The 24,001-nt window shown below is 70.6% G+C and carries 19 protein-coding genes; 9 read left to right on the top strand and 10 right to left on the bottom strand.

Annotation, left to right across the window (positions count from 1 at the left end; all coding sequences use genetic code 11):
* Positions 1-402 precede the first annotated feature (402 nt).
* From AB0I28_RS17315 to AB0I28_RS17305, 3 genes are read right to left on the bottom strand one after another with little or no spacing between them, the layout of a single operon-like run.
* On the bottom strand, positions 403-1,176 hold the full coding sequence (locus AB0I28_RS17315; protein ID WP_357494264.1) for a methyltransferase domain-containing protein: 774 nt from the start codon (positions 1,174-1,176) through the stop codon (positions 403-405).
* A gap of 46 nt (positions 1,177-1,222) precedes the next feature.
* Positions 1,223-1,663 (bottom strand): SRPBCC domain-containing protein, encoded by a 441-nt coding sequence (locus AB0I28_RS17310; protein ID WP_357494262.1) that lies wholly within the window; start codon positions 1,661-1,663, stop codon positions 1,223-1,225.
* 55 nt (positions 1,664-1,718) lie between these two features.
* Positions 1,719-2,714: an NAD(P)/FAD-dependent oxidoreductase gene (locus tag AB0I28_RS17305; RefSeq protein ID WP_357494260.1), complete on the bottom strand. Its 996-nt coding sequence runs from the start codon at positions 2,712-2,714 to the stop codon at positions 1,719-1,721.
* 114 nt (positions 2,715-2,828) lie between these two features.
* Here AB0I28_RS17305 and AB0I28_RS17300 point away from each other — a divergent pair, with 114 nt between their 5' ends.
* From AB0I28_RS17300 to AB0I28_RS17275, 6 genes are all read left to right on the top strand, one after another.
* Positions 2,829-3,257 carry a DUF6210 family protein gene (locus tag AB0I28_RS17300; protein WP_357494258.1) on the top strand — a complete coding sequence of 143 codons (429 nt, stop codon included), beginning with the start codon at positions 2,829-2,831 and terminating at the stop codon, positions 3,255-3,257.
* A 166-nt stretch (positions 3,258-3,423) separates the two neighbouring features.
* Complete coding sequence (locus AB0I28_RS17295; protein WP_357494256.1) at positions 3,424-4,716, top strand: PhoH family protein; 1,293 nt, start codon at positions 3,424-3,426, stop codon at positions 4,714-4,716.
* A gap of 89 nt (positions 4,717-4,805) precedes the next feature.
* A complete protein-coding gene (locus AB0I28_RS17290) occupies positions 4,806-5,471 on the top strand; it encodes a lytic transglycosylase domain-containing protein (protein WP_357494254.1) in 666 nt (221 codons plus the stop codon).
* A gap of 192 nt (positions 5,472-5,663) precedes the next feature.
* Positions 5,664-6,329, top strand: coding sequence for a lytic transglycosylase domain-containing protein (locus AB0I28_RS17285; protein WP_357494252.1), 666 nt, complete (start codon positions 5,664-5,666; stop codon positions 6,327-6,329).
* Positions 6,330-6,618: 289 nt separating this feature from the next.
* Positions 6,619-7,617 carry a trypsin-like serine protease gene (locus AB0I28_RS17280; protein ID WP_357494250.1) on the top strand — a complete coding sequence of 333 codons (999 nt, stop codon included), beginning with the start codon at positions 6,619-6,621 and terminating at the stop codon, positions 7,615-7,617.
* 77 nt (positions 7,618-7,694) lie between these two features.
* Positions 7,695-8,045 (top strand): carboxypeptidase-like regulatory domain-containing protein, encoded by a 351-nt coding sequence (locus AB0I28_RS17275; protein ID WP_357494248.1) that lies wholly within the window; start codon positions 7,695-7,697, stop codon positions 8,043-8,045.
* A gap of 2,244 nt (positions 8,046-10,289) precedes the next feature.
* On the opposite strand, the gene AB0I28_RS17270 is transcribed toward AB0I28_RS17275, so the two are convergent.
* The 7 genes from AB0I28_RS17270 to AB0I28_RS17240 form a co-directional block, all read right to left on the bottom strand.
* The gene (locus tag AB0I28_RS17270) at positions 10,290-10,976 is read right to left on the bottom strand and encodes a lytic transglycosylase domain-containing protein (RefSeq protein WP_357494246.1); all 687 of its coding nucleotides are present in this window, start codon (positions 10,974-10,976) and stop codon (positions 10,290-10,292) included.
* 222 nt (positions 10,977-11,198) lie between these two features.
* The gene (locus AB0I28_RS17265) at positions 11,199-11,981 is read right to left on the bottom strand and encodes an isoprenyl transferase (RefSeq protein ID WP_357494244.1); all 783 of its coding nucleotides are present in this window, start codon (positions 11,979-11,981) and stop codon (positions 11,199-11,201) included.
* Positions 11,982-12,002: 21 nt separating this feature from the next.
* Complete coding sequence (locus AB0I28_RS17260; protein ID WP_357494242.1) at positions 12,003-13,838, bottom strand: phosphoenolpyruvate carboxykinase (GTP); 1,836 nt, start codon at positions 13,836-13,838, stop codon at positions 12,003-12,005.
* 240 nt (positions 13,839-14,078) lie between these two features.
* A complete protein-coding gene (locus AB0I28_RS17255; protein ID WP_357494241.1) occupies positions 14,079-14,948 on the bottom strand; it encodes a DMT family transporter in 870 nt (289 codons plus the stop codon).
* Between the two features lie 219 nt (positions 14,949-15,167).
* Entirely contained in the window at positions 15,168-15,749 is a 582-nt protein-coding gene (locus AB0I28_RS17250) for a hypothetical protein (protein ID WP_357494239.1), read from the bottom strand.
* A gap of 104 nt (positions 15,750-15,853) precedes the next feature.
* Positions 15,854-18,031 (bottom strand): hypothetical protein, encoded by a 2,178-nt coding sequence (locus AB0I28_RS17245; RefSeq protein WP_357494237.1) that lies wholly within the window; start codon positions 18,029-18,031, stop codon positions 15,854-15,856.
* Positions 18,032-18,148: 117 nt separating this feature from the next.
* Positions 18,149-19,924, bottom strand: coding sequence for a thioredoxin domain-containing protein (locus tag AB0I28_RS17240; RefSeq protein WP_357494235.1), 1,776 nt, complete (start codon positions 19,922-19,924; stop codon positions 18,149-18,151).
* 649 nt (positions 19,925-20,573) lie between these two features.
* Between AB0I28_RS17240 and AB0I28_RS17235 the strand changes: the two genes are divergently transcribed.
* The 3 genes from AB0I28_RS17235 to AB0I28_RS17225 all read left to right on the top strand — a co-directional run bounded on the left by AB0I28_RS17235 (position 20,574) and on the right by AB0I28_RS17225 (position 23,948).
* A complete protein-coding gene (locus tag AB0I28_RS17235; protein ID WP_357494234.1) occupies positions 20,574-21,998 on the top strand; it encodes a hypothetical protein in 1,425 nt (474 codons plus the stop codon).
* Positions 21,999-22,093: 95 nt separating this feature from the next.
* Positions 22,094-23,008, top strand: coding sequence for a hypothetical protein (locus AB0I28_RS17230; RefSeq protein WP_357494232.1), 915 nt, complete (start codon positions 22,094-22,096; stop codon positions 23,006-23,008).
* A gap of 4 nt (positions 23,009-23,012) precedes the next feature.
* Positions 23,013-23,948, top strand: coding sequence for a LysR family transcriptional regulator (locus AB0I28_RS17225; RefSeq protein ID WP_357494230.1), 936 nt, complete (start codon positions 23,013-23,015; stop codon positions 23,946-23,948).
* Positions 23,949-24,001 lie beyond the last annotated feature (53 nt).

Raw genomic sequence — 24,001 nt, 5'->3', positions numbered from 1 at the left:
TCCTGACAGGCATGGGATCGGGCTGCGGCACCTCCTCCGGTGCCGGGTCCCCGGCGTCTTGTTACGCCTGAACTGGCGGGTACCCGGCGCGAAGCCGCCGGCCCCGGCCGGAAGTGACGCCTGAACTGCCGGGCCCCCGGCGCGAAGCCACCGGCCCCGGCCGGAGGTGACGCCTGCCGGTGGTGGGCCGGGTGAGTGATGCCTGACCACCCGAGGGCTGTCACGCCGGGTCAACAGGTCCCCGGTGCCGGGTACGGCTCACCTGGCGGGTACCCACCTACAGCAGCCGAGCCGTCCCACCCCGGGCTCACGGCAGATGCCAAGCGACCGAGGCTCCCCCTGCCGTGCCCCACCTACCCGGCCGCCAGCCCTCCCCCACCCCAACCTTCCGAACCCCACCCCTCACACCTTCCGCGCCGTCACCAGCGCGAAGCCCAGGTACTCACCACCGTCCGTCTCCAGCATCTCCACCACCGGCGCGTTCGCCTCCTCGCCCCCCGGCTGAACCTCCGCGCACGCACGCGCCCACAGCAGCCAATCCCCCCACCCATCCGCCTGCATGCGCGCCGACGTCACCGTCACCAGCTCGGTGACCTCCCACTGGAACCGCCACCACTCCGGCGTATGCCACGCGATCGCCTCCCAGCCCACCACCGCCTTCACGTGCGCGGGGATCGCACCCAGGTCCCTCACCTCGCGCGTCATCCCCGGCGTCGCCATCCCCAGCTGCCCACCGGGCCGCAGGAAACCGGCGAGGTAGGGCAAGTACCCGTCGGCGGTACCGAAGTACTCGAACGCGTCCACGCACACGATCGCGTCGAAGCTCTCCGGTTCGAAGGGCAGAACATGCGCCTCGGTATGCACGGCCTCGACCTTGTCGGCGACACCGGCCTCGGCGTGCACGGCCGCTGCCTCCTCCGCCGGGACCCACCAGTCGGCGGCGACGACGTCCACACCGAACTCGCGCGCGAGGAACACCGAGGTGGCGCCCTTCCCCGACCCGAGGTCGAGCACGCGCATGCCCGGCCGCAGGTCGAGGTCGGTGGCCAGGTCCTCCAGCAGCCAGAGCGGGTTCGGGCCCATGTCGAGGCCGATCAACCAAGCCGGGTCATAGGTCGACGAACGCGGATAGCGCTCAGGGCGCACGAGTGCCTGGACGGCGGTCTTGTCGGTCATGACGCAAAGCCAAACCGACGGGACAGGCGGAGGCAAGCGGGTTTCGCTAGACCCCCGCCACGAGTCTGGGCAAGAAGAACTCCCACCCCGCTCGGTGGCTCCCGGCGTCGGCGCGTCCGGCTTCGTCGTCGGCGTAAAGCCCGTGTGTGAGCGTCAAACGCGTACGCCCTCCTTCGGCGACCGCCTCCACGGCAACGCGGTACTCGGGCACCATCGGCTCGTGTTCCCACGCCCAGGTGAACCCCACCCGTCGAGCGGGTTCGTGCGCGAGCAACTCGCCCCGCATCGTCTGCCCCAACCTCGCGAACGCGGCCACGTACGGCTCCCCCACCATGCCGACGGTCAGTTCCGCAGACCACCAGCGGGCGACCGCCTCGGGCGTGACGAACGCGGCGATCAGCGCGGCCTCCGACCCGGCGGGCGCCACGGCCTCGACGGTCAGCAGCAGGCACCCGTCGGACTGGATGTCGAGCCTGGTCAGAGTCATGTGGGGAGTATGCCCGCCGGGTATGACACTCGGCGGGCGCGAGACAGCGGGCGGGCTATCCGGCGTCGGAGGAGTGCCCCGGGAAAAGGTGCGCGGAGGGGTCGATGGCGACGGCGGCGTTGTTGACCGCGGTGGCCGCCTCGCCGAAGCCGGTGGCGATCAGCCGGACCTTCCCCGCGTACTCGGTGATGTCCCCGGCCGCGAACACGCGCGGAAGGTTCGTGGCCATGGACGGGTCGACCAGGATGTGCCGGCGGTCGAGTTCGAGTCCCCACTCGGTGAGCGGCCCCAGGTCGGCGACGAAGCCGAGCGCGGCGACGATCGTGTCGGCCGGCAGCGAACGCGGGCCGTCCTCGCCTTTCACCGCGACCTCGACGCCGGTGACGCGCTCGTGCCCATGCAAGGCCGTGACCTGGGCGTTCACCACGATGGGAACGTCGAGCGCCTTGACCCGCTCGACGGTGTGGGCGTGGGCGCGGAACTTGTCACGCCGGTGGACGATCGTGACGCTGCGGGCGATCGGGTGCAGCGCGAGCGCCCAGTCGAAGGCGGAGTCCCCGCCGCCGACCACGACGACGTCCTCGTCGGCGTGCACGGCCAGCTGGGGCACGAAGTACACGATCCCCTCGCCGGTGAAGCCGTCGGCGGCAGGCAGGGGGCGCGACGTGAAACTGCCGATGCCGCCGGTGATGAGCACGGCTCCGCAGTCGAGGGTGCTGCCGTCGTCCATGGTCAGGCGCGGCAGGTTCTCCTCGTCGTAGGACAGCTGTTCAGCACGTCTGCCGAGGCGGTAGCCGGGGTTGAACGGCGCGGCCTGCTTGACCAGGTTCTCGACCAGGTCGCGGCCGCGGATCTCGGGGAAGCCGGCCACATCGAAGATCATTTTCTCGGGGTACATGGCGGTGATCTGGCCGCCGGGCTCCGGCAGCGCGTCGATCAGTGTCACCGCCAGGCCGCGAAATCCCGCGTAATAGGCCGCGAACAGGCCGGTGGGACCGGCTCCGATGATCGCGATGTCGGTCTTGTCGGGGCGTCCGGACACGTTCGTCATGGCACTCACCGCCCTAGGAGGCGAAGCTCGTCCTTCGACGGTATCCGAGATGGTCGTACGGTTAAAGGTCCACACGGTCCTTGAGCGAAGGGGTCGCGCGGGGGAGACTGCCATATGCCTTCGACTCGTTACGTCTTCCTCGACCCGATCGGCGCGAGCACCGGCGGATGGCTGTCGGTGATCATGAACGCGCCCACCGGCGTGGTCTACCAGACCCAATACGGCGGTACGGCCTGCCGGCCGGGCGCCGTCGAGGGCTATCTGGTGCCGATCTTCGGCGACGAGCCCGACGAGGGCCTGCGCGATCTGTTCGAGCTGCACTTCCAGGGCGCCGGCACGCGCGGGCACGACTGGAACGACGCCGAACTGACCCGGCTGCGCACTTTGATCGCCGAGGTCGAGTACTGGGTCTGCGACGGCCGCGACGAGACCCCGCACCCGCTCGTACTGGACGAACGCCTGCTGCACGAGGTCGACGAGGCGTGGATTCCGGTGTCCACTCCCGACGGTCCGGGAATCCTCACCTGGATGAACTCCGACTGACGGGTGCGCGACACGCCGGGACATCGACACTGGTCAAAACACCGGCGCAGGTTGACTTTCGAGGAGATCACTCCGCGTTGTTCTGGTGCAACCAGTGAAATCGCGGCTACCTTCAAGGTCACGGGTGAGCTCTCCCGGCTCACCCCCGGCTTCGTGGGAGCTGATCGTGACGACACCTCGCACGTTCGTTCTGGACACCTCGGTGCTGCTGAGCGACCCGGCCGCCTTCCGGCGGTTCGCCGAGCACACCGTCGTGCTCCCGCTCGTGGTGATCTCCGAGCTCGAAGGCAAGCGGCACCACCCGGAACTCGGCTGGTTCGCCCGCCAGTCGCTGCGACTGCTCGACGAGCTGCGCATCAAGCACGGCCGCCTCGACCAGTCGCTGCCGGTCAACGAGGTGGGCGGCACGCTGTGGGTCGAGCTCAACCACGCCGACGCCGCGGTCCTCCCGCACGGATTCCGCATCGACGCCAACGACCACCGGATCCTCGCCGTGGCGCTCGGGCTGGCCGCCGACGGCGCCGACGTCCGGCTGGTCACCAAGGACATGGCGCTGCGGGTCAAGGCGGCCTCGGTCGGCCTGCCCGCCGAGGAGTACCGCCACGAGCAGGCCAGCGACCCGACCTGGTCGGGCATGGCCGAGCTCAACATCAGCGACGAGGACATGTCGGCGCTCTACGCCGGTGAGGCCGTGTCCCTCACGGAGGCCGCCGACCTGCCCTGCCACACCGGGCTGGTGCTGTCGGGCAACAAGGGTTCGGCGCTGGCGCGCGTGCGCCCCGACAAGACGATCACGCTGGTCCGCGGCGACCGGGAGGCCTTCGGCATCCACGGCCGCTCCGCCGAGCAGCGCGTGGCCCTCGACCTTCTGCTCGACGACTCGATCGGGATCGTCTCGCTGGGCGGGCGCGCGGGCACCGGAAAGTCGGCGATGGCGCTGTGCGCGGGTCTCGAACAGGTCCTGGAGCGCAACAAGCACCGCAAGGTCATGATCTTTCGTCCCCTGTACGCCGTGGGCGGCCAGGAGCTGGGCTACCTGCCGGGCACCGAGGCCGAGAAGATGTCGCCGTGGGCGCAGGCCGTGTTCGACACGCTCGGCGCGGTCACCAACGACAACGTCATAGAGGAGGTCTTGGAGCGCGGGATGCTCGAAGTCCTTCCCCTCACGCACATCCGGGGCCGCTCCCTGCACGACGCCTTCGTGATCGTCGACGAGGCGCAGTCGCTGGAGCGCGGGGTCCTGCTGACCGTCCTGTCGCGAATCGGGGCCGGTTCGCGGGTCGTGCTGACCCACGACGTCGCCCAGCGCGACAACCTCCGCGTCGGGCGCCACGACGGCGTCAGCGCGGTCGTGGACGCCCTCAAGGGACACCCGCTGTTCGCGCACGTGACGCTCACCCGTTCGGAGCGTTCCGAGATCGCCGAAGTCGTCACCGATCTGCTGGAGGACCTGCCCTAACGTAGGCGCGCGTGGCCGGGCTTTACATCCCACCGGGAATCCGGCAGGGTGGGGCCCGGCCTGCGTCGCCGAGTGAGAGGAACGAGCGCGTGCTGCGAACGTTGACGCGCATCGGATGCCGGACTTTCGCGGTACTCCTCCTCTTCGCCGGCGTGGCCGCCGGCATCAACCTCGGGCTGGGTTCCGGGAGCGTGCACGACGACCGGGACACCCGTGAGACCGCCGCCGACGCCGCCCGCGCCGAAGCCGAGGACGCCACGACCCGCGACTGGTGGCGCGAGTACACCGAGTCCGCCGCCGACTCCGACGCCGAAGGCAAGGCCGAGGAGCTGACGAAGATCGTCGGCGAGCAGGCGAGCAGCGCCGACGAGGAGTACGAGCGGCGCAAGGAGGAGAAGGAGAACTCCATTCCGGGCGTCGATCCCGGGGAGATCCCCGACGACTGCGACGAGTACTCCGGCAATCGCGCGATCGGCTGCACCCTGCTTCTCAAGGAGGGCTTCGGTCTCGACCAGATGCCGTGCCTCGACAAGTTGTGGGACCACGAGAGCGGCTGGAACGAGCGGGCCGAGAACACCGGTTCGGGCGCCTACGGCATTCCGCAGGCCCTGCCCGGCAGCAAGATGGGGACGAGCGGTTCGGACTGGCAGACCAACCCGGCGACGCAGATCGACTGGGGATTGGGCTACATCCGGGGCCGCTACGGGGATCCGTGCGGGGCGTGGACGCATTTCGTGAACAACGGGTCGTACTGAACCCGACACGACCGGACAATATGGGCGGTGGTTCCCCCACCGCCCTTTTCGTTCCCGGTAGAGTTCTCCTGTTTGGGCCGTCGGGCTTTACATCGTGCCGGGATTCCGGCAGGGTGGGGCCCGGCTTGTGACCGCCGTCCCGCCTCATGAGGGACGCGGCTCGCGAATGTCGCCGGATGAGAGGAACAACGCGTGCTGCGTACGCTGACGCGCATCGGCTGCCGAACCTTCGCCGTACTCCTGCTGTTCGCCGGCGTCGCCGCCGGAATCAACCTCGGGCTCCAGCCCGGTGGTGGGCACGACGATCGCGACACGCGGGAGACCGCCGCCGACGCCGCTCGTGCCGAGGACGAACTGCGGACCACCCGTGACTGGTGGCGCGAGTACGCCGAGTCGGCCGCCGACTCCGACGCCGAGGGTAAAGCCGAGGAGCTGACGAAGATCGTCGGCGAGCAGGCGAGCTCCGCGGACGAGGAATACGAACGCCGCAAAGAGGAGAAGGAGAACGAGATCCCCGGTGTCGATCCCGGTGAGATCCCCGACGACTGCAACGAGTACTCCGGGAACCGCGCGATCGGCTGCACCCTGCTTCTCCAGGAGGGTTTCGGTCTCGACCAGATGCCCTGTCTCGACAAGTTGTGGAACAAGGAGAGCGGCTGGAACGAGCAGGCGCACAACACCGGTTCCGGGGCGTACGGGATTCCGCAGGCGCTGCCTGGCAACAAGATGGAGTCCAGCGGTTCCGACTGGGAGACCAACCCGGCCACCCAGATCGACTGGGGCCTGGGCTACATCAAGGGCCGCTACGGCGAACCTTGTGAGGCTTGGACCCACTCGGTGAACAACGGCTGGTACTGAGAACTGAGGACCGGCGCCGGCAGGCGCCATCTGAGAGAACTGCGCGAAAGGGCGGTGGAGGATTCCTCCACCGCCCTTTCGTCGCTCCTGAGTGGACTGTCCACAAAGGCCACGGAGGTGGCAGATCAACGACACAGCCGCCACTTTCCGTAGCGCCGGGGCAACGCTGGGACCCGGATGCGCCGGGGGGCGATGACGTTGCGAGGTCACTGCGAGACTCGGCGTCGAGGATGTTGAAAGCTTCGCGTCCCGTGCGTCCGCTTCCAACCCACGCAAAGCAGGAGCGCACATGCTCAAGCACGTTCGTAACCGGGGGACGATCCTGATCGGTGCCGTAGTGGCCGTTCTGGTGCTCACCCTCTCCCCGCAGGCCGCCGCCGATCCGGCCGCCACCGGCCTGTTGAACCCGACGGCGCCCACGTCGCCCGACGGACGCACCATCGACCCGGCCGTGCTGGCCGAGCGGATCAACACCAGGATCGCCCCGGCCACCGCGCCGTCGACCAAGAGCGCCGCCTCCGACGGCGCCGACCGGCGTTCGGTGCAGGCCCAGGAGGGCATCATCGGGCCCATGTCGGCGCCCGGGACCTCGACGGTCATCGGGCCCGACGACAACAGGTACGCGACCAACCCCGCCGACTGGTACCCGGCCAGTTCGACGGTGTTCTTCACCCGGACCGTCGGTGCGTCGGTCAACCGCTGGTGCACCGGCTGGCTGATCAACGCCAACACGGTCATCACGGCCGGCCACTGCGTCCACACCGGAGGCTCGGGCGGGTCCTGGTACAGCGCGGCGTCCTTCACCGCCTGGCCGGGCCGCTTCGGGGCCAGCACCCCGTTCGGGTCCTGTTCGGTGTCGCAGGTCCACTCCGTCTCCGGCTGGACCGTCAGCAACAACCCGGAGTACGACTACGGCGCCATGAAGCTCAACTGCAGCGTCGGCAACACCACCGGGACCTTCGGATTCATGTGGCAGAGCGCGTCGCTGGACGGCACGGCCACCTACAACCGCGGGTACAGCCAGGACAAGGCTTTCGGTGAGCAGTGGGCCAGCTACGACCAGATCCGCGCCTCGCAGGTCCGGCGGCTGTTCTACCAGCACGACACCGAGGGCGGCAACAGCGGCGGCCCGGTCTACACCTACAGCAATACCAACTGCGGTGGGCCGTGCGGCGTCGCCGTGCACGCCTACGGCACAGGTGGTGGCGCACCGGGCGCGACCAACAACAGCGGTACGCGCATCACCGAGGGCGTCTTCAACAACTTCATCTACTGGGAAGGCCTGTAACAGGCCGACAGTGGCCGCCGGTGGACGGAGGAACCCCGTCCACCGGCGGCTCGGTCGTACGGAAAAGGGGTGTGCTCGTGTCGGACTCCATGTCCTTCGATCCCGACCGCTCGGTCACCGACCCGCCACCGTCCCCGCCTCCAGCGAGAGGCGCCGGGACGGTGCTGGTCGCTGTGTCCACTCAGGACGGTCGGCCGCTGGCCGACATCGGTGTGGAAGTGCGCGCGATCGGCATGGAAACGCCGTGGACGGTGGCGATGGATCTGCCTCGCACGACCGACCTGCGCGGGCAGTACATCTGGACCGGCCTGCCGGCGGGCGAGTACGCCTTCGCCGTGCGCGTGCCGGGGCGGCGGCGGTCGCAGCCCCGGCGGGTGCGGCTGGCGGCCGGGGAGACGCGGGCGGTGGTGTTCACGGTGGAGGGGTGAAGGTGAGGGGTGGATGGTGCTGACTCCGCGCGGTGGAGGGTGAGGAGTCGGTGAGAGGTGGGGGTATCGGCTCCGCGCGGTGGAGAGGTGAGGAGTGGAAGGCGCGACTCCGCCCGGTGGACGGGCGGTGGCGCAGCCGTGCGGCGCTGAGGTGTGGTGAGGCGAGCGCGGCTGTTTGATGGGTGCGCGGTTCGCGGGGAGGGCGCTCCGACGATGTGCCGGGATGCGCCGCCGTGCGGCGACGGAGACCTTGGGGCGGGCGAGGAGGCCGACGAGGCCGCCGCCGAGGGCGGTGAGTTCGCCGGTGGGCAAGCGAGACCGATGCGCCGGTGATGATTCCCGGGCCGAGATCGCCCTCGCGATGGCGGTGATGGCGCCGGCGCCCGGGCGAGGGTCCGGCGACGAAGCAGCTGCGAGCCAGGGCTCGGTGGCGTGGCGGTGGAGGTGGCACTCCCGAGCGATCTCGCCGGTGTGGCTCGCCGAAGATCCGGTCGCTTCGTCCGCCGCGACCCGTGCCGCGTCACCGGCGGCTGGCGCGACTCACCGGGCACTCCGCCGCCGTCATCGAGGCTCCGGCGACGCAGAAGTGCAGGCGACATGAGGCCGCTTGGGAAGCGGCGCGCGGAAGCGCGGCACGAGCGGGCGTAGGAGATGGGCAAGCGGCTGTGGGTGTGGCGGCGTGGCGGTGTGGTGGCGCGAGCGCGGGGCGGGATGGGGCGCTATTCCTCCCTCAGGGACTCCTCGAACCGCTTCAGCACCGCTTCGGTCAGATCGGCCCGCAGTCATCGAGCTCCGGCGACGCAGGAGTGCACAGGAGGCGTAAGTGTGGGCGGCGTAGGCGCCATGCGCGCGTGGGAGGCGGTGGTGGCGGAGGCGCGGGGCGGCGGGAGAGCTCGGCGCAGACGGCGCCTGCGATAGGCGGTGAAAGCATGGCGGCGCGACCGGCGCGACCGGCGCGAGCGGAGGAAGGTGGAGGGGTGGGGCGGTGCGGGCCGCAGGCGGCGCAGACATGCGGCAGGCGGGCAGGTGGCGTCAGCAACGCAGGCGCCACGAACGTGCGGGACGCGCGAGCGACCCAGCTGTGATGGGCGTGGCGGCGCGAGCGGCGGGCGGCAGGACGCGGCGCAGGCGTGGTGACGCAGGGGTGCGGAAAAGGGGCGGCGCAGGCATGACGGCCCCACGAGCGCGCGGGAGGCGCGAGCTGCTCGGCCGCGAGGCGGAGGGGGCGGGCGGCGTGTGAAGGCGGGGCGGCTCAGCCGAGGAGCGGTGTGAGCGGCGCACGCGAGGCGGCGTGGGGCGGCACAGGGGGGGTGCAGACGTGCGGCGGGCGGGCTGGCAGGCAACGTCAGCAGCGCAGGCGCCACAGGCGAGGGAAGGCGCGGGCGGGCAGCGGCGCAGCCGTGAGGTGGTGGGGCATGGCGGCGGAGGCGGGACCAAGATCGGCGGGCGGAGGCGGTAGAGGCGTGGCAGCCTGCGGAGGCGGGAGCAACGCGGCCGTGGAGCGCTGGCGGCGTGGCGGTACCGGCCGGCAGGAGCGGGGCGGGCAGGCGGGCAGGCGGGCAGGCGGGCAGGCGGGCAGGCGGGCAGGCGGGCAGGCGGGCAGGCGGGCAGGCGGGCAGGCGGTACGAGTATGAGCGGCGCGGCCGTGCAGCGTGGGGACGGCGTGCGGGAGGGCACCGGCGGCGTAGTCAGTAGAAGCGTGCGTGCGGCGTCCGCCGCTTAGGCGGCATGGCCAGCGTGAGCGGCGTGGGCGGCATGGCCCGGCATGGGCGGCATGGCCAGCGTGAGCGGCATGGGCGGCATGGCCAGCGTGAGCGGCGTGGGCGGCATGGCCCGGCATGGGCGGCATGGGCGGCATGGCCCGGCATGGGCGGCATGGGCGGCATGGCCCGGCATGAGCAGTGTTAGCGGTGCGCAGGAGCGTCGGCGAAACCGCACCCCATCTCTGCGCGCCGGGCCCGTGCGGCGACGCTGCCGAACCTCGGCCACCGCGGTCGGTGGCCCGGTGCCCCACTCCCACGCCCACTCTCCCCACCCGCAACGAAAACCGGCCCGCCCCCGGAAGGGACGGGCCGGCCGTCGAGCGCGGACCCGAGAGCCCGACGCCTAACGCCTATGACCTGTGGCCTGTGTGACGCTGACCGCTGACCGCTGGCCTTGGCCTGCGGCCTGTGCTGACCGCTGGCCACTAGCCAATAGCCAATAGCCCATAGCCTGCAACCTCTGGCCTAAGACCAGACCAACCTAGTACCAGTTGTTCGCCTGCCAGAACCCCCACGCACCGCAGGGACTGTCGTACCGCCCCTTGATGTACCCGAGGCCCCACTTCACCTGCGTCGCCGGGTTGGTCGCCCAGTCGCCGCCCTCGCTGCCCATCTTGCTGCCGGGCAGCGCCTGCGGGATGCCGTAGGCACCCGACGACGGATTCTCCGCCTTGTGGTTCCAGCCGCTCTCGTGGTCCCAGAGGCTGTTGAGGCAGCTCCACTGGTCCATGCCGAAGCCCTCGTCGACCATCACGGCGCAGCCGATCGCACGGTTGCCCGACAGGTGGTCGCAGGAGGCGGGCACGTTGACGGAGGGGCCGGAGCCCGAACCGGTCGTGTCCGTCTGCTCTTCGGTCTGCTTCGGCTCCTCGGTGGGCTTCTTCGGCTTCGGAGGGGTCTTCTCCGGAGTCGGAGCGGGACTCGACGGCGTGGCCGAAGGGGCCGTCCGGTCGGTACCGCGGGCGGCCTCGTCGTCGATGCGGCGGCTCGACGAGTCGCCCGCGAAGGAAGAGGCCGGGGTGGGTTCGCCGCCCGACACCACGCCCAGAAGGGCGGCGCCGACGACGAGCAGGCCGACCACGCCGAGGCTCACGTACCGGAGCCGGCCGGGCGAGGCGAACCTCGCCAGGCGTTCGCGGTCGAAGACACGCAGGAACTTCTCGCGCACGTTGTGGTCCTTCCGTTGGGAGCTGGGCCAAGGACGGACCATTCCCGAAGACGAAAAGACGACGGCTCACCGGCACGCGGTGACCATGACGAAACTCACTGCAACCACCGCTAAGCGGAATCCGACATGTCCGGAGCATCCGAAGGCAAGAGTCATACCGACGGATCACAGAGTGTGACCGACTTCATCGCACAGATGTTCGGTGACTCGGGTCACCATGATCTAGCTGCCGAAACGCCTCTGCCGGTTGGCGTAGGAACGCAGCGCGCGCAGGAAGTCGGCGTGCCGGAAGTCCGGCCAGTTCGCGTCGAAGAAGAAGTACTCGGCGTACTCCGACTGCCACATGAGGAAGCCCGACATCCGCTGCTCACCGCTGGTGCGGATCACCAGGTCGGGGTCGGGCTGGCCCTTGGTGTAAAGGTGCTCGGCGATGTGGTGGACGTCGACGATCTCCGCCAGCTCCTCCAGCGAGGTCCCCGTCTGGGCGTGCTGGTGGAGGAGGGAGCGGACGGCGTCGGCGATCTCGCGGCGCCCGCCGTAACAGATCGCGAGGTTGACCTGGGCGCCGCCGGTGCGCGTCCGGGTGCGCTCCTCGGCGGCCTTGAGCGCGCCGAGGTGCTGCGGCGGCAGGAGGTCGATGGCGCCGATCATGTTGAGGCGCCAGGGCTGGCCGTCCTCGGCGAGTTCGGTGGCGAGGTCCTCGATGATCTGGAGGAGCGGGTCGAGCTCGGCCGCCGGCCGGGAGAGGTTGTCGGTCGACAGCAGCCAGATGGTGATGTGCCCGACGCCCATGTCGTCGCACCAGCGCAGGAACTGCTTGATGCGCTCAGCGCCGACCCGGTGGCCGTCGTTGGGGTTGATGTAGCCCATCTCGCGGGCCCAGCGTCGGTTGCCGTCGACCATGACCCCGATGTGCCGAGGCAGCGGCTTGCCGGCGAGCTTGCCGGCAAGCCGCTTCTCGTAGACCCGGAGGAATACCTTGTAGATCAGATCTTTCAACCACACGGGTCTGAGCCTAGTCGCGGTTTATTCCACGCCAAGTCGGGCCTTCAGGGCATCGAGCTCGGCCCACAGGACTCCGGGGAGTTTGTCGCCGAACTTCTCGAACCATTCCTGGACCAGCGGGAGCTCGGCGCGCCATTCCTCGACGTCGACCTTGAGCACCGCGGCCAGCGACTCCGCGTCGAGGTCGAGGCCGTCGGTGTCGAGGGATTCGGGAGTCGGGACGAAGCCGATGGGCGTCTCGACGGCCTCGGCGCGGCCTTCGAGGCGCTCGACGACCCACTTGAGGACGCGGCTGTTCTCACCGAATCCGGGCCAGAGGAACTTGCCGTCCTCGTCGCGCCGGAACCAGTTGACGTAGAAGATCGCCGGCATCTTGCCGCCGTCCCCGCCGTCTTGTCCCTTGCCCATCTCGATCCAGTGCCGGAAGTAGTCGGCACCGTTGTAGCCGATGAACGGCAGCATCGCCATGGGGTCGCGGCGGACCACGCCGACTTTGCCGACGGCCGCGGCGGTCGTCTCCGAGGAGAGGGTGGCGCCGAAGTACACGCCGTGGGCCCAGTCGCGTGACTGGGTGACCAGCGGGATCGTGGTGGCGCGCCGGCCGCCGAACAGGATCGCCGAGATCGGCACGCCCCGGGGGTCCTCGTACTCGTCGGCGAGGATCGGGCACTGCTGGATCGGCGTGCAGAAGCGGCTGTTGGGGTGACTGGAGGGCGTGTCGGACTCGGGCGTCCAGTCCTCGCCGTGCCAGTCGGTGAGGTGCGCGGGCGGCTCGCCCATGCCCTCCCACCAGATGTCACCGTCGTCGGTCAGGGCGACGTTGGTGAACAGCGAGTTGCCCTTCTCGATGGCGCGCATCGCGTTGGGGTTGGTCTTCCAGTCGGTGCCGGGCGCGACGCCGAACAGGCCGTACTCGGGGTTGACGGCGTACAGGCGGCCGTCCTCACCGAAGCGCATCCAGGCGATGTCGTCGCCGAGGGTCTCGACCTTCCAGCCGGGGATGGTCGGTTCGACCATGGCCAGGTTGGTCTTGCCGCACGCCGAGGGGAAGGCCGCGGCGATGTAGCGGACCTCGTCCTGCGGGCTGGTGAGCTTGAGGATGAGCATGTGCTCGGCGAGCCAGCCCTCGTCGCGGCCCATGGCGCTGGCGATGCGCAGCGAGTAGCACTTCTTGCCCAGCAGCGAGTTGCCGCCGTAGCCCGAGCCGAAGGACCAGATCTCGCGGCTCTCCGGGAAGTGCGAGATGTACTTGGTGTCGCTGCACGGCCAGGAGGTGTCGGCCTGTCCCTCGTCGAGGGGTGCGCCGACGGAGTGCAGCGCGGGGACGTAGACGGCCTCGTCGCCCATGGCTTCGAGGACGTGGGATCCCATGCGGGTCATGATGCGCATGGAGAGCGCGACGTAGGCGGAGTCGGTGATCTCGACGCCGTACATCGGGTTCTCGGCGGTCAGCGGGCCCATACAGAAGGGGATGACGTACATGGTGCGGCCGCGCATGGAGCCGCGGTAGAGCTCCGTCATCGTCCGCTTCATCTCGGCCGGCGCCATCCAGTTGTTGGTGGGTCCGGCGTCGGCCTCGTCGACCGAGCAGATGTAGGTGCGTTCCTCGACGCGCGCGACGTCGGTGGGGTCGGTGCGCGCCCAGAACGAGTTGGGCTTGAGCTCGTCGTTGAGGCGGACCAGGGTGCCGGCCGCGACCAGCTCGTCGGTCAGGCGGCGCCACTCCTCGTCGGACCCGTCGCACCAGACGACGCGGTCGGGGGTGGTGAGTTCAGCGACCTCGCGCACCCAGGCGGTCAGTCGGCTGTGATTGGTAGGTGGATTTTCCAGCCCGGGGACCATGACCGGAACGCTCATCGTCGCCTCTCCTCGTGGGTCTACGTCTGACCGAAGAACCGCAGGTGACGCTGCGGATTCGTGGGAATGACCTCAGCGTAAGCCCAGCTGTTGAGACAGGGGCGGGAAGAGCTTGTGAAAGAATGCACAAAGTTGCACACGGCGGCGGACGTGTGCGCATGCGCGCGCTCAGTGCCCGAAACCGCCACACGTTCGCGCACTGTCCGCGCGTATTTCAGGACCTTGAAAGATCTTGCAGAGTCAGACTCGCGCCAGCGCCAGCGCGATAACGCCACCGAGCACCACGACCGCACCCGCAATCCGACGTGAAGCACCTTGTTCGCGCAGGAGCAGCCAGCCGAGGAGACTGCCCACGACGATGCTCAGCTCACGCGCGGGCGCGACGAGGCTGACGTCGGCGTAGCGGTAGGCGAACAGCACGAGGATGTAGGCCATCGGCGCCAGCAGTCCGACGACGATCACCGGCACGCGGTGCTCGCGCCAGACCCGCGCGATCTCGTCGCGGCGGCGCAGCGTGTAAGGCGACAGGACCGACACGCGCACGGCGTTGCTGACCCAGTCGAAGATGAACGGCGAGATGGCCAGCGGCCCGACCGCCCAGGCGTCGAAGATCGTGTAGGTAGCGATGACCAGACCGGTGGCGATGCCGTAGAGCACGCCCGCGGCGACCTTCCCGCTGCCGTCGCCCTTCTGACTCAGGCCGATGATGAGGATCCCGGCGACCACGCCCGCCGCGCCGAGCAGCCCGATCGGGCCCGGGCGCTCGCCGAAGAAGAGCATCGCCATGAGCACCGACAGCGCCGGGCCGGTGCCGCGCGCCAGCGGGTAGACGACGGTGAGGTCGCCGTGGCGGTATCCGCGTTGCAGGAGCGAGAAGTAGCCGAGATGGATCAGCCCGCTGCCGACCAGGGCGACCGGCACCCACGGTGTCCACTGTGGAGGGCTGAGGATGAGGGCGGCCACGCCGACGGGCAGGTACACGACGGTCGAGACGGCCGCGTTGAGCCAGATGAAGACGACTCCGCCGTCGGAGGCGCGCTTGGCGTAGAGGTTCCACACGGCGTGGGTGACGGCGGCGGCGAGGACCAGGACGATCGCGAGGGGGTGCACGTGGGGTGACCCTAGCGCGAAGCGCGGGTGAATGATCATCCGTTCCGGGGAGCGGGACGACGCCGGACCGTCTACTGTGGTCTGCCGGCTCGCCTGGGACGACCAGAACCCTTACGGGGCGACGGAGAGTCCCCTGCCGCCGAGGAGCCGCCGGCCGGCCGGGCACGCCGGCTGAACCACGACGCGAGCGGGCCGCCGTCGCGGCCCGCTTTCGTTCGTCTAGGTGATGTCGGGACCCTGCCGGCGCAGCGCGTCGACGGTCGTCATGGCCTCGCGCAGCTCGGCGAGCCAGGAGTCGGCGTGCTCCCCGACCAGCCGCACGCACCAGCTCAGGGCGTCGGAACGGGAGCGGGCGACGCCGGAGTCGACGAGCGTGTCGAGCACCCAGCGCTCGGGCTGACGCAGACGCGTCATCACGGGCACGGTCATGTGCGTGAAGATCTCGCGGGTCGTCCCGCAGGAGGCTCCCCAGCTCGCCTTGCGGCGGAAGCGGTGGGTGATCTGCTGCGAGATCTGGATGCGCTGCTCGCGGGTCGACTCGCGGAAGCGCGAGACGCGGCCCTCCTCGGCCGCGGCGCGGTCGGCCTCGGTGGCGTCGTCGTCGACGGTCGGCTCGGCGAGGCGGCCGATGATGATCATCTCGTCGCGGTCGGCGAGGACCTCGGGCATGCCGAGGAACCAGTCGTCGGGCACGCGCGCGCTGATCCAGGCGGCGGCGTCGTCGGTGGGCGGCAGGTCGGCGTACTGCCACCCGCCGGACGGCGTCCACATTCCCGTCCACTCGGGGTTCTGGTGCTGCATCTTTCCTCCCTTACGCCGAAACACGGTATCGACGATTACAGCGTTACATGGTTTACGTCGTAGCGCCATGCGCGCGGAGGCGAATCAGGGTCATCTCAGGGTCGTCAGCGGTGGTTTTGCCGTTCTTGCACCACTACGCACAGCGGCGTCGAGGCGTCACGGGCGCCGAGCGGGTCGTCGGCCAGGAGCGCGGCGACGATGTCCTCGCCCGGCGCGGCCGAGCGGTCGGTGACGGTACGGCCGAGCACGGCTCCCGACCCGGTCACCAGGTAGCAGCCGCCGAAGTGCTCGGCGGCGGCCGACGAAAGCTTCCCCGCGATCTCGGCGGTCAGCTGCGCGCTGAGCCTGCCCGGCTGGCGCGGCGGCGCGAGCACGCCGACGTCGAGCGGCGCGGGCGCGCCCTCGGCCGGACCGCGCAGGGAGCGCACGGCCACCGATCCCAGGGTCCGCTCGAACCACTCCGGCCTGCGCAGGAGCCGGCCGCAGGCGCCGGCGATCGTCGCGCGCAGGACCCGCCCGCGCCCGACGTCCTTGATCGCGACCTGGGTGCACCACTCGTCGGCGCTGGTGAGGTTGGCCGCCAGCCGAGCCAGGCGCCCGGGCCGGATCTCCCACATCGGCGTGCAGCGGCCCTGCGCGACCGCCGCCGCGCGCGCCGACACCAGCAGGTACCAGGGCTGCCGGGACCCTTCGACGAGCCGGTCGCCGGCGATGAGCTCACTGACGTACCAGGCGACGGCGTCGACGAAACCGCCCGTGCCGTCGTCGGGGCCGAACCAGCGGGTCTTGACCGGGTGGCGCTGCCAGGTGACCCCGCCGCGGACGGTGCGGCTGCGCGGGAGTCGCTGACGCGGGACCGCCACGGCCGGGTGGTGGGCGCGCAGCCACAGCTCGACGACGTAGAGCCGCCAGAACCAGGCCGCCTCCTCCTCGACGCGCGTCGGCGGCACGCGTCCGTTGAGCAGCGCGGCGAAGGAGCGCAGCACACGGCGCTGATTGACCCACGGACGGCCGGCGAAGGCCGGGGAGGTGAAGACGCGGTAGGCGTGCTCCCGCGCGGTGATCAGCAGCGTGCGCAGCGGGACGGGCACGCGGACCTCGTCGGCGAGCCTCGGCGCGGGGTCGGGCAGGGTCGAGCGGACGAAGGAGCCGAGTTCGCAGCGCAGGCCCTCACCGGCGCCGGCGACGTCGGGGAAAGGAGTGCGGACGCCGACGCCGAAGCGCGCCGCGACACGGTCGACGAGCCGTGACAGGTGCCCGGGGCGGGTGGCGCGGGCGTCGTCGGCGGGCAGCAGGCGCTCGGCCCCGGCCGTGTCGAGGAGAACGTCGACCTCGCCGGTGGCGGCGCGGGCACTGGCCCACAGCACGTAGGAGGCGGGGTCGGGCATGGGCTCGCCGAGGTCGCGGACGAACTCGGGCATCCCGGTGGCGAAGGAGGCCGCGTCGAAGGTCAGCGGGCGGTGGCGGTAGCTCCCCTCGTCGAGGGCGCGCAGGACGGTCGCCGCGTAGGTCTGCTCGTCGTCGGACTCGCCCTCGTAGACGGCGGTGTAGACGGGGACGGGCGCGACGGGCGCGCCGAGGTCCTCGGCGTACTCGGCCTGGGCGCTGACCGCGGCGCCGAGCAGGGCCGCGCCGGGCAGGCCCTGGGCGAAGCGGACGCCGACCCGCTCGCCGCGCGCCGACCAGCGCAGCGCGACGGGGACGGGCGCGTACGCGGTCGCCTGCAAGGACCGGGACGCGGCGACGGTGACGCCCTCGGCGCGGGCTTCGAGGACCTGGTTGGGCAGGACGCGGCGGATGCCCTCGAAGAAGGTGGCCTCGGTGTCGTCGCAGACGCCGGTCTCCAGGAAGCGGTCGAGGACCTCGCGGTCGGGCGTCGGCGGCATCCCCGCCGACAGCAGAGCGGAGGGCTCGGAGCCGACGAGGACCGTGCCGTCTTCGAGGCGGGCGTAGTAGAGGCTCGGCCCGTCCCCGTTGCGAGCGAGGTAGAGGCGGCGGCGGGCCGGGTCGGCGATCACCATCGCGTAAGGGTGCGGCGGGCCGAGCAGCGCGCCGACCCCTTCGTCGAGGTAGCGGGCCATGAGCGCGCTCGTCTCGACCACGCCGTCGGCGACCGCCGTGGCGCCTTCGAGGGTGTGCACCGACGGGAGCTCGGCCCGGGCGACCAGCCCGATGCCGCGTTCATGCCAGGAGGCGCTGTCCGCGCCGCGAGCGGCGAGCCCGTCGGACAGCGCCGAAAGGACGGATCGGGACGCCTCTAGGCAGGCGGCGATTCCAGGCATTGCGTACCCCCAGGCAGACGGCTGCGCGCGGTCCGCTCGCGCCCGATCGCCGTGCGACAACCGATCGTAGTCGTTCGCTACCTCAACGCACGAGCGGCCGAACGGGTGACGGCCTGGTCACCACCGGGTGGACTCGGCCGCGATCCCGAGACCGCCCGCGAAGCGCGGATGCTTGCGCAGGACGGGTTCGGCGACGGCGAGCGCCCGGTAGGCGGCGTCGCGGTAGTAGGGATCGCCGGTGACGCGGGCGTACTCGCCGTAGGCGGTCGCGGCCAGGGCCCAGCCGGAGGGGGTGGGGCCGTCGGTGGGGTCGGTGGGGCGGTGGACGAGGACTTCGGCGTCGTCGGCGGTGTCGTGGAAGCCGCCGTCGCCGGTGGTGAAGTGGCGGTCGACGAGGTCGAGGACGTCCTTGGCGCGGGCGAGCCAGCCGCCGTCGGGATCCTTGGCGTGGCGGGCGAGGAAGGCGCTCGCGACGGCGGCGTGGTCTTCGAGGACGCCCTGCGCGGTGCCGGGCGCGCCGTCGCGGGAGACGCGCCGGAGGCGTCCGTCCACTGTGTGCACGTCGGCGAGGAGGCGGGCGGCGCGGTCGGCTGCCTCGTCGGCCCATGTCTGGTCGCGGTGGGCGGCGTACTCGGTCAGCGCGGTGACGGCCAGCGCGGCCCAGGCGGCGACGACCTTGTCGTCGCGCGCGGGCTGCGGGCGGGTGTCGCGAGCGGCGAGGAGGCGGTGGCGGACGTCGGCGAAGCGCTGCGGGTCGTCGGGGTCGGCTTGGAGCTGGAGGACGCTGGCACCGTGCTCGAAGGTGCCTTCGGCGGTGACGGTGAACAGTTCGGCGGCCCAGGCGCCGTCGGCTTCGCCGAGTACTTCGGTGAGCTGGGCGGGAGTCCAGACGTAGGTGGCGCCCTCGACGCCGTCGGTGTCTGCGTCCAGGGCGGCGGCGAACCCGCCCTCGGGGGTGCCGAGGGCGTCGACGATGAAGCGGGCGGTCTCGTCGGCGGTGCGGCCGTGGATCTCCTTGCCGGTGAGGCGATGCAGGTCGGTGTGCAGGCCGAGGAGGAGGGCGTTGTCGTAGAGCATCTTCTCGAAGTGGGGAACGATCCACTCGGTGTCGACGGCGTAGCGGGCGTAGCCGCCGGCGAGCTGGTCGTAGATTCCGCCGCGGGCCATGCGCTCGGCGGTGTGGTCGACGATCTGGAGGCTGCGGGCGTCGCCGGTGCGGATGTGGTGGCGCAGCAGGAATCCGAGGGCCGGGGCGGTGGGGAACTTGGGCGCCCCGCCGAAACCGCCGTTGACGGGGTCGAAGGCGCGGTGGATCGCCACGGCGGCCTCGTCGAGCACCGAGGTCTCCACCGGCGCGCCCGCCGGGCAGGGGCCGTCGATGGGGCAGGCGTCGGTGACGTCGGCGAGGTCCGGGCCCGAGGCCGCGCAGGCCTGCACGATGGCCTTGCCCTGGTCGAGGAGTTCGTGCCGCTGGGTCGCCCAGGCCGTACCGACGGCGTTGAGGAGGCGGACGAAGTGCTCGCGCGGGTAGTACGTGCCGGCGAAGAAGGGCGTGCCGTCGGGGGCGGCGAAGACCGTCATCGGCCAGCCGCCCTGGCCGGTGATGGCGATGGTGGCCTGCATGTAGACGGCGTCGATGTCGGGGCGCTCCTCCCGGTCGACCTTCACCGGGATCGTGAACTGGTTGATCAGGGCGGCGACCTCTTCGTCCTCGAAGGACTCGTGGGCCATGACGTGGCACCAGTGGCAGGCCGCGTAGCCGATGGAGACGAAGAGGGGCAGGTCGCGCTCCTTGGCCTCCGCCAGGGCCTCCTCACTCCACTCGCGCCAGTCGACGGGGTTGGCCGCGTGCTGCTGGAGGTAGGGGGAGAGGGCTGTGGCGAGGCGGTTCATGGGTTCAGGGTTGCACAGTGGGGTGGGCGGCGGTCCGAGACGGCGGGGGCCGGGCTGGTGGATCTCATGCCCCCATCCACTCCGCCAGGGACCTCGCACCACGGGGCCCGTCATTGTGCGAAGCGGTCCACCCCCGCCTTTCCGGGCTGCGGGACCGGCACCTTAGGCCGCCCCGCAAGGCAGGGCGTTCGCGAGTCGGCGCCCATAGGCTTGCGCGCTAAATCCTGCCCGGGCCGAGTGCCCGTCCGCGCAGGGTGGAACTGGGGAGGAAGTCATGCGCCCGTCGCCCCTGTCAATGCCAAGCCGCCGCAGACCAGCACGCTCGGACACAGGTTCCCGCCGAAGCGAAGTCGCCGCGAAGCGTCTCGAGAACCCGCTCATCTACCGTGCGGTGCTGCGGGTCGAGGACACCGCCGACCACGTGATGTTCGCGCAGACCCGTTCCTGTTTCACGGCCTGGCTTGAGCACAAGGGTCTGCACGACCCTCGTTCGAGCGGTGTCCACAGGCTCACCAACGCGTACACCTACGTCGCCACCGACGCGTTCACCGATGACGGCCGCCAGTCCGCCCACCGACTGCGGCTGCGCGAAGACAAGACCCCGGTCGGTGAGGGCACCTGGCAGACCACCCTGACCGCCGCTGTCGGCTTGCCCGACAAGTCCTCACTGATCAGCATCGAGCTGGAACACATGCCCGACCCCCAAGGTCGCGCCCCCAACCCGATTCCACCCCGCCTCATCCGTGAAGTACTCGACACCCTGAATATCACCGACGGCTCGATACGTCTGACGGCCGAGCCACAGAGCATCCAGCGAGACGACGTCTCCACCGCCATCGACATGATCATCGATCCCGATCGACAACTTCCCGTCGTCATCGCCGCCGAGTCCTTCACCGTCGACGATCGGTGGGAGCGGTTGATCAAGGATGTCGCCAAACTGACACTCGGCACGGCCGTGGTCTGCCGGGTCTCGACCGACGCGCTCGACGAGCTGAACACCGCGATCGGCGAGCCGCATCGCATCGGCCCCGGAGCCATACGCACCTTCCTGCCCGACGTCGAACTCGGCAGCCCTGCCGACGCCCGTCGCCACCGCGTGCTCTCCTATCGGCGACTCCAGGATCCCCAGTTCAATCGCGCCGATCTCCGGATCGCTCGTCTTCCTCGCCTGTCGGCGATCCACACGCCGCTTCCCGAGGTACTGGCGGATACGGTGTTCCGCCGGGGCAACACGGCGGTCCTCGACGACCTGCAGTCCCGGCGTTCCGCGGTGACCTCCGCCGACGGCCAGGGCTCGGAAGCGCTGGCGGAAAATCTGAGACAGACCACCGAAGCACTGGATCGAGCACTGCTCGCGCTGGCTGAATCGAACGACTCGCGAGACCTCGCCGAGCTCGCCCGCCGGGCCCTCGAACAGGAAGTACTGGAGCGGACATCCCAATGGGAGGCCGAGGTCGTCGATCACGACGAGACCCAGACCGAGCTGTCCACCGCGCGGCGATGGCTCGCCGACCTCCAGCGTCGCCTCACGGAGGTCGGGCACCATGAGGGCGTCTATTCGCCACCGGAAGGCGGGCTGCCTCCCAAGTCCTTCGATGAGCTCAACGAACGCGCGCCCGCCGAACTCGAAGGGCTGAGGCTTACGTACGACCTGGGAAAAGCGCTCGAACTCGACGAGGACCTGAAGTCCTCGACATGGGCGGCGAAGGCGTGGGACGCCCTGAACTCCCTCGCCTCGTACAGCTGCTATCGACGCGACCCCGGCTTCAGCGGCACCTTCCGGGACTTCTGCGAAGCCGCGCCGCAAGGAATGCGCGTGTACCCGATCACCCAGATCGCGATGACCGAGTCCGACACCGTACGCAACGATCCCCGCATGGCGAAAGAGCGCGTCCTCCAAGTCCCGATCGAAGTGGAGCCATCCGGGTCCCTGTTCATGCCCGCCCACATCAAACTCGGCAGCAAGGGCGGCCTCTCCCCTCGGATCTACTTCTACGATGACACTGCGGGAGCGACCTCCACGGTGATCATCGGGTATCTCGGCCGGCATCTCACCAATACACGTTCATGAACCGAGCACCTCGAAGGCGGAGGATCGCAAGCACCCGCCCCGTTCCCCCCACAAAAAAAGATGAACCCGCCGCCCCCGCCCAGTACCGTTGCCGAATGACGCCCGCCGCAGCGCAGCCCCCGCCGGAGCTGGTGATCACCTGCGACGAGTCGGGCTACGAGGGCGAGAAACTCGTCGGCGGCACGACCCGCCTGTTCGTCCACGGCAGTGTGCGCATCAGCTCCGCCGACGCCGACGAGTGCCTGCGTGAACTGCGCCGCCGCATCAAGTCCCCGGCGACCGAGTACAAGGCCAACCACCTGCTGCGGGAGAAGCACCTCCCGGTCCTGCGCTGGATCCTGGGCCCCGACGGTCCGCTGCTCGGCAACGCGCACATCTACCTCATCGACAAGACCTACTTCCTCCTCGCCAAGCTCATCGAGGTCTTCGACGAGCCCGACGACGCCGCCGCCCGCCACCTCCTCGCCGAAGGTCCGGCGAGTTTCGGGGCCGCGCGCTGGGCCGCCTTCCTGGAGGCCGCCAACGGGGTCCTGCGCATCAAGGAGCGCGTCGAGGCACTCTCGCCCATCGACACGTTCTTCCACATGCTCGACGTCCTCCACCGGGGCGGCCCGCTCGACCGCCTGCGGGGGCGGCGGGAGCGGGCGGAGAGCTTCCGGGCCGGCCTCGCCGAGGACCCGGCGGCCTTCCCCGTCCTCGACGCGCTCATCCCGGCCATCGAGCGCGCGGTGACGCACTGGTCAGCGGGCGGCGCGGGTGTCGCGGTCGTCCACGACCGGCAGAACGCCCTCTCCCCCGAGCGGGTCGTGCAGCTCAAGGAACTCTGCCCCGACCTCACCGGACTGAGCCTGTCGGCGTCGTTCACCGACGCGCGCGTCCAGCTCGCCGACATCATGGCCGGCACCGCCCGCCGGATCATCGAGCACCGCCTCAACGGCGTCGACAATCCCGAACTCGTCGCGCTCTTCGATCCCTACGCCGACACCGGCTCTCTCCTGGTGCGAACCTGACCTCATGCCCGGCGATCTGGACGTCCGCTCGCTGCGCTACTTCGTCACCGTCGCCGAGGACCTGCACTTCAGCCGGGCGGCGGCGCGCCTCTACGTCGCGCAGCAGGCCCTCAGCCGCGACATCGCGCGCCTTGAGGAGCGCCTGGGTTCGAAGCTGTTCGAGCGGACCACCCGGCGGGTGTCGCTCACACCCGCCGGGGAGTGGCTGCTCGGCCGGGCGCGGCGGCTGCTGGCCCTCCACGACGAGATCCTGCGCGGCGACACCACCGGGACGCCGTTGTTCGTCGACGTCGCCGCTCGCGGCATGACACCCGGCCGGATCCTGTCCCACGCGCGACGGGACCCGTCGCTGGAGTTCTTCGCGCGCTTCCACGACGGCCTCGGCGAGTCCCTGCCGCTACTGTCGGCGCACCGGCTCGACGCGGTCTTCGGCCGCCCGGAGGGCCCGCCACCGTCCGATGTGGACGGGATGCTGGTCCGCTGGGAGCCCATGGCCCTGCTGATGCTGGAGCACCATCCCCTCGCCGAGGCCGCCGAGGTCCCCCTCGCCGCGCTTCGCGGCGTCCCGGTCTGCTGGAGCACCGGCGACCACGCCTCACCGGAGTGGCGGCGGGCCGCGCACCGGCTCCTCGTCGACTCCGACGCCGAGCCGTCCGTCGAGCACCCGCACGTCGTCGGCGACGAGGAGATAGCCCACCACCTGCGCATCCGCGACGTCGCCGTGCTCACCCTGGTCTCCCAGCCGCCGGTCGCCGGGACGGTCCTGCGCCCGCTCGCCGACCCCGTGCCGGTCTACCCGTGGCGGATGCTCTGGCGTCGCGGCGACACGCACCCCGGCCTGGCCGCCCTGCGGGCCGCCGCCGCCGAACTCGCCGAGACCGAAGGCTGGCTGGAGCGGCCCGAGGGCAGCTGGGCACCGATTGACAACGCGAGCAGGTGAATCACCCCTCAACAGGTGTTGGACCCCGACCGGCCGCCCGGGCGACAGTGCGG

Source organism: Phytomonospora sp. NPDC050363, from assembly GCF_040655735.1.
Taxonomy (GTDB): Bacteria; Actinomycetota; Actinomycetes; order Mycobacteriales; family Micromonosporaceae; genus Phytomonospora.
This window is presented reverse-complemented; position numbering and strand designations above follow the sequence as displayed.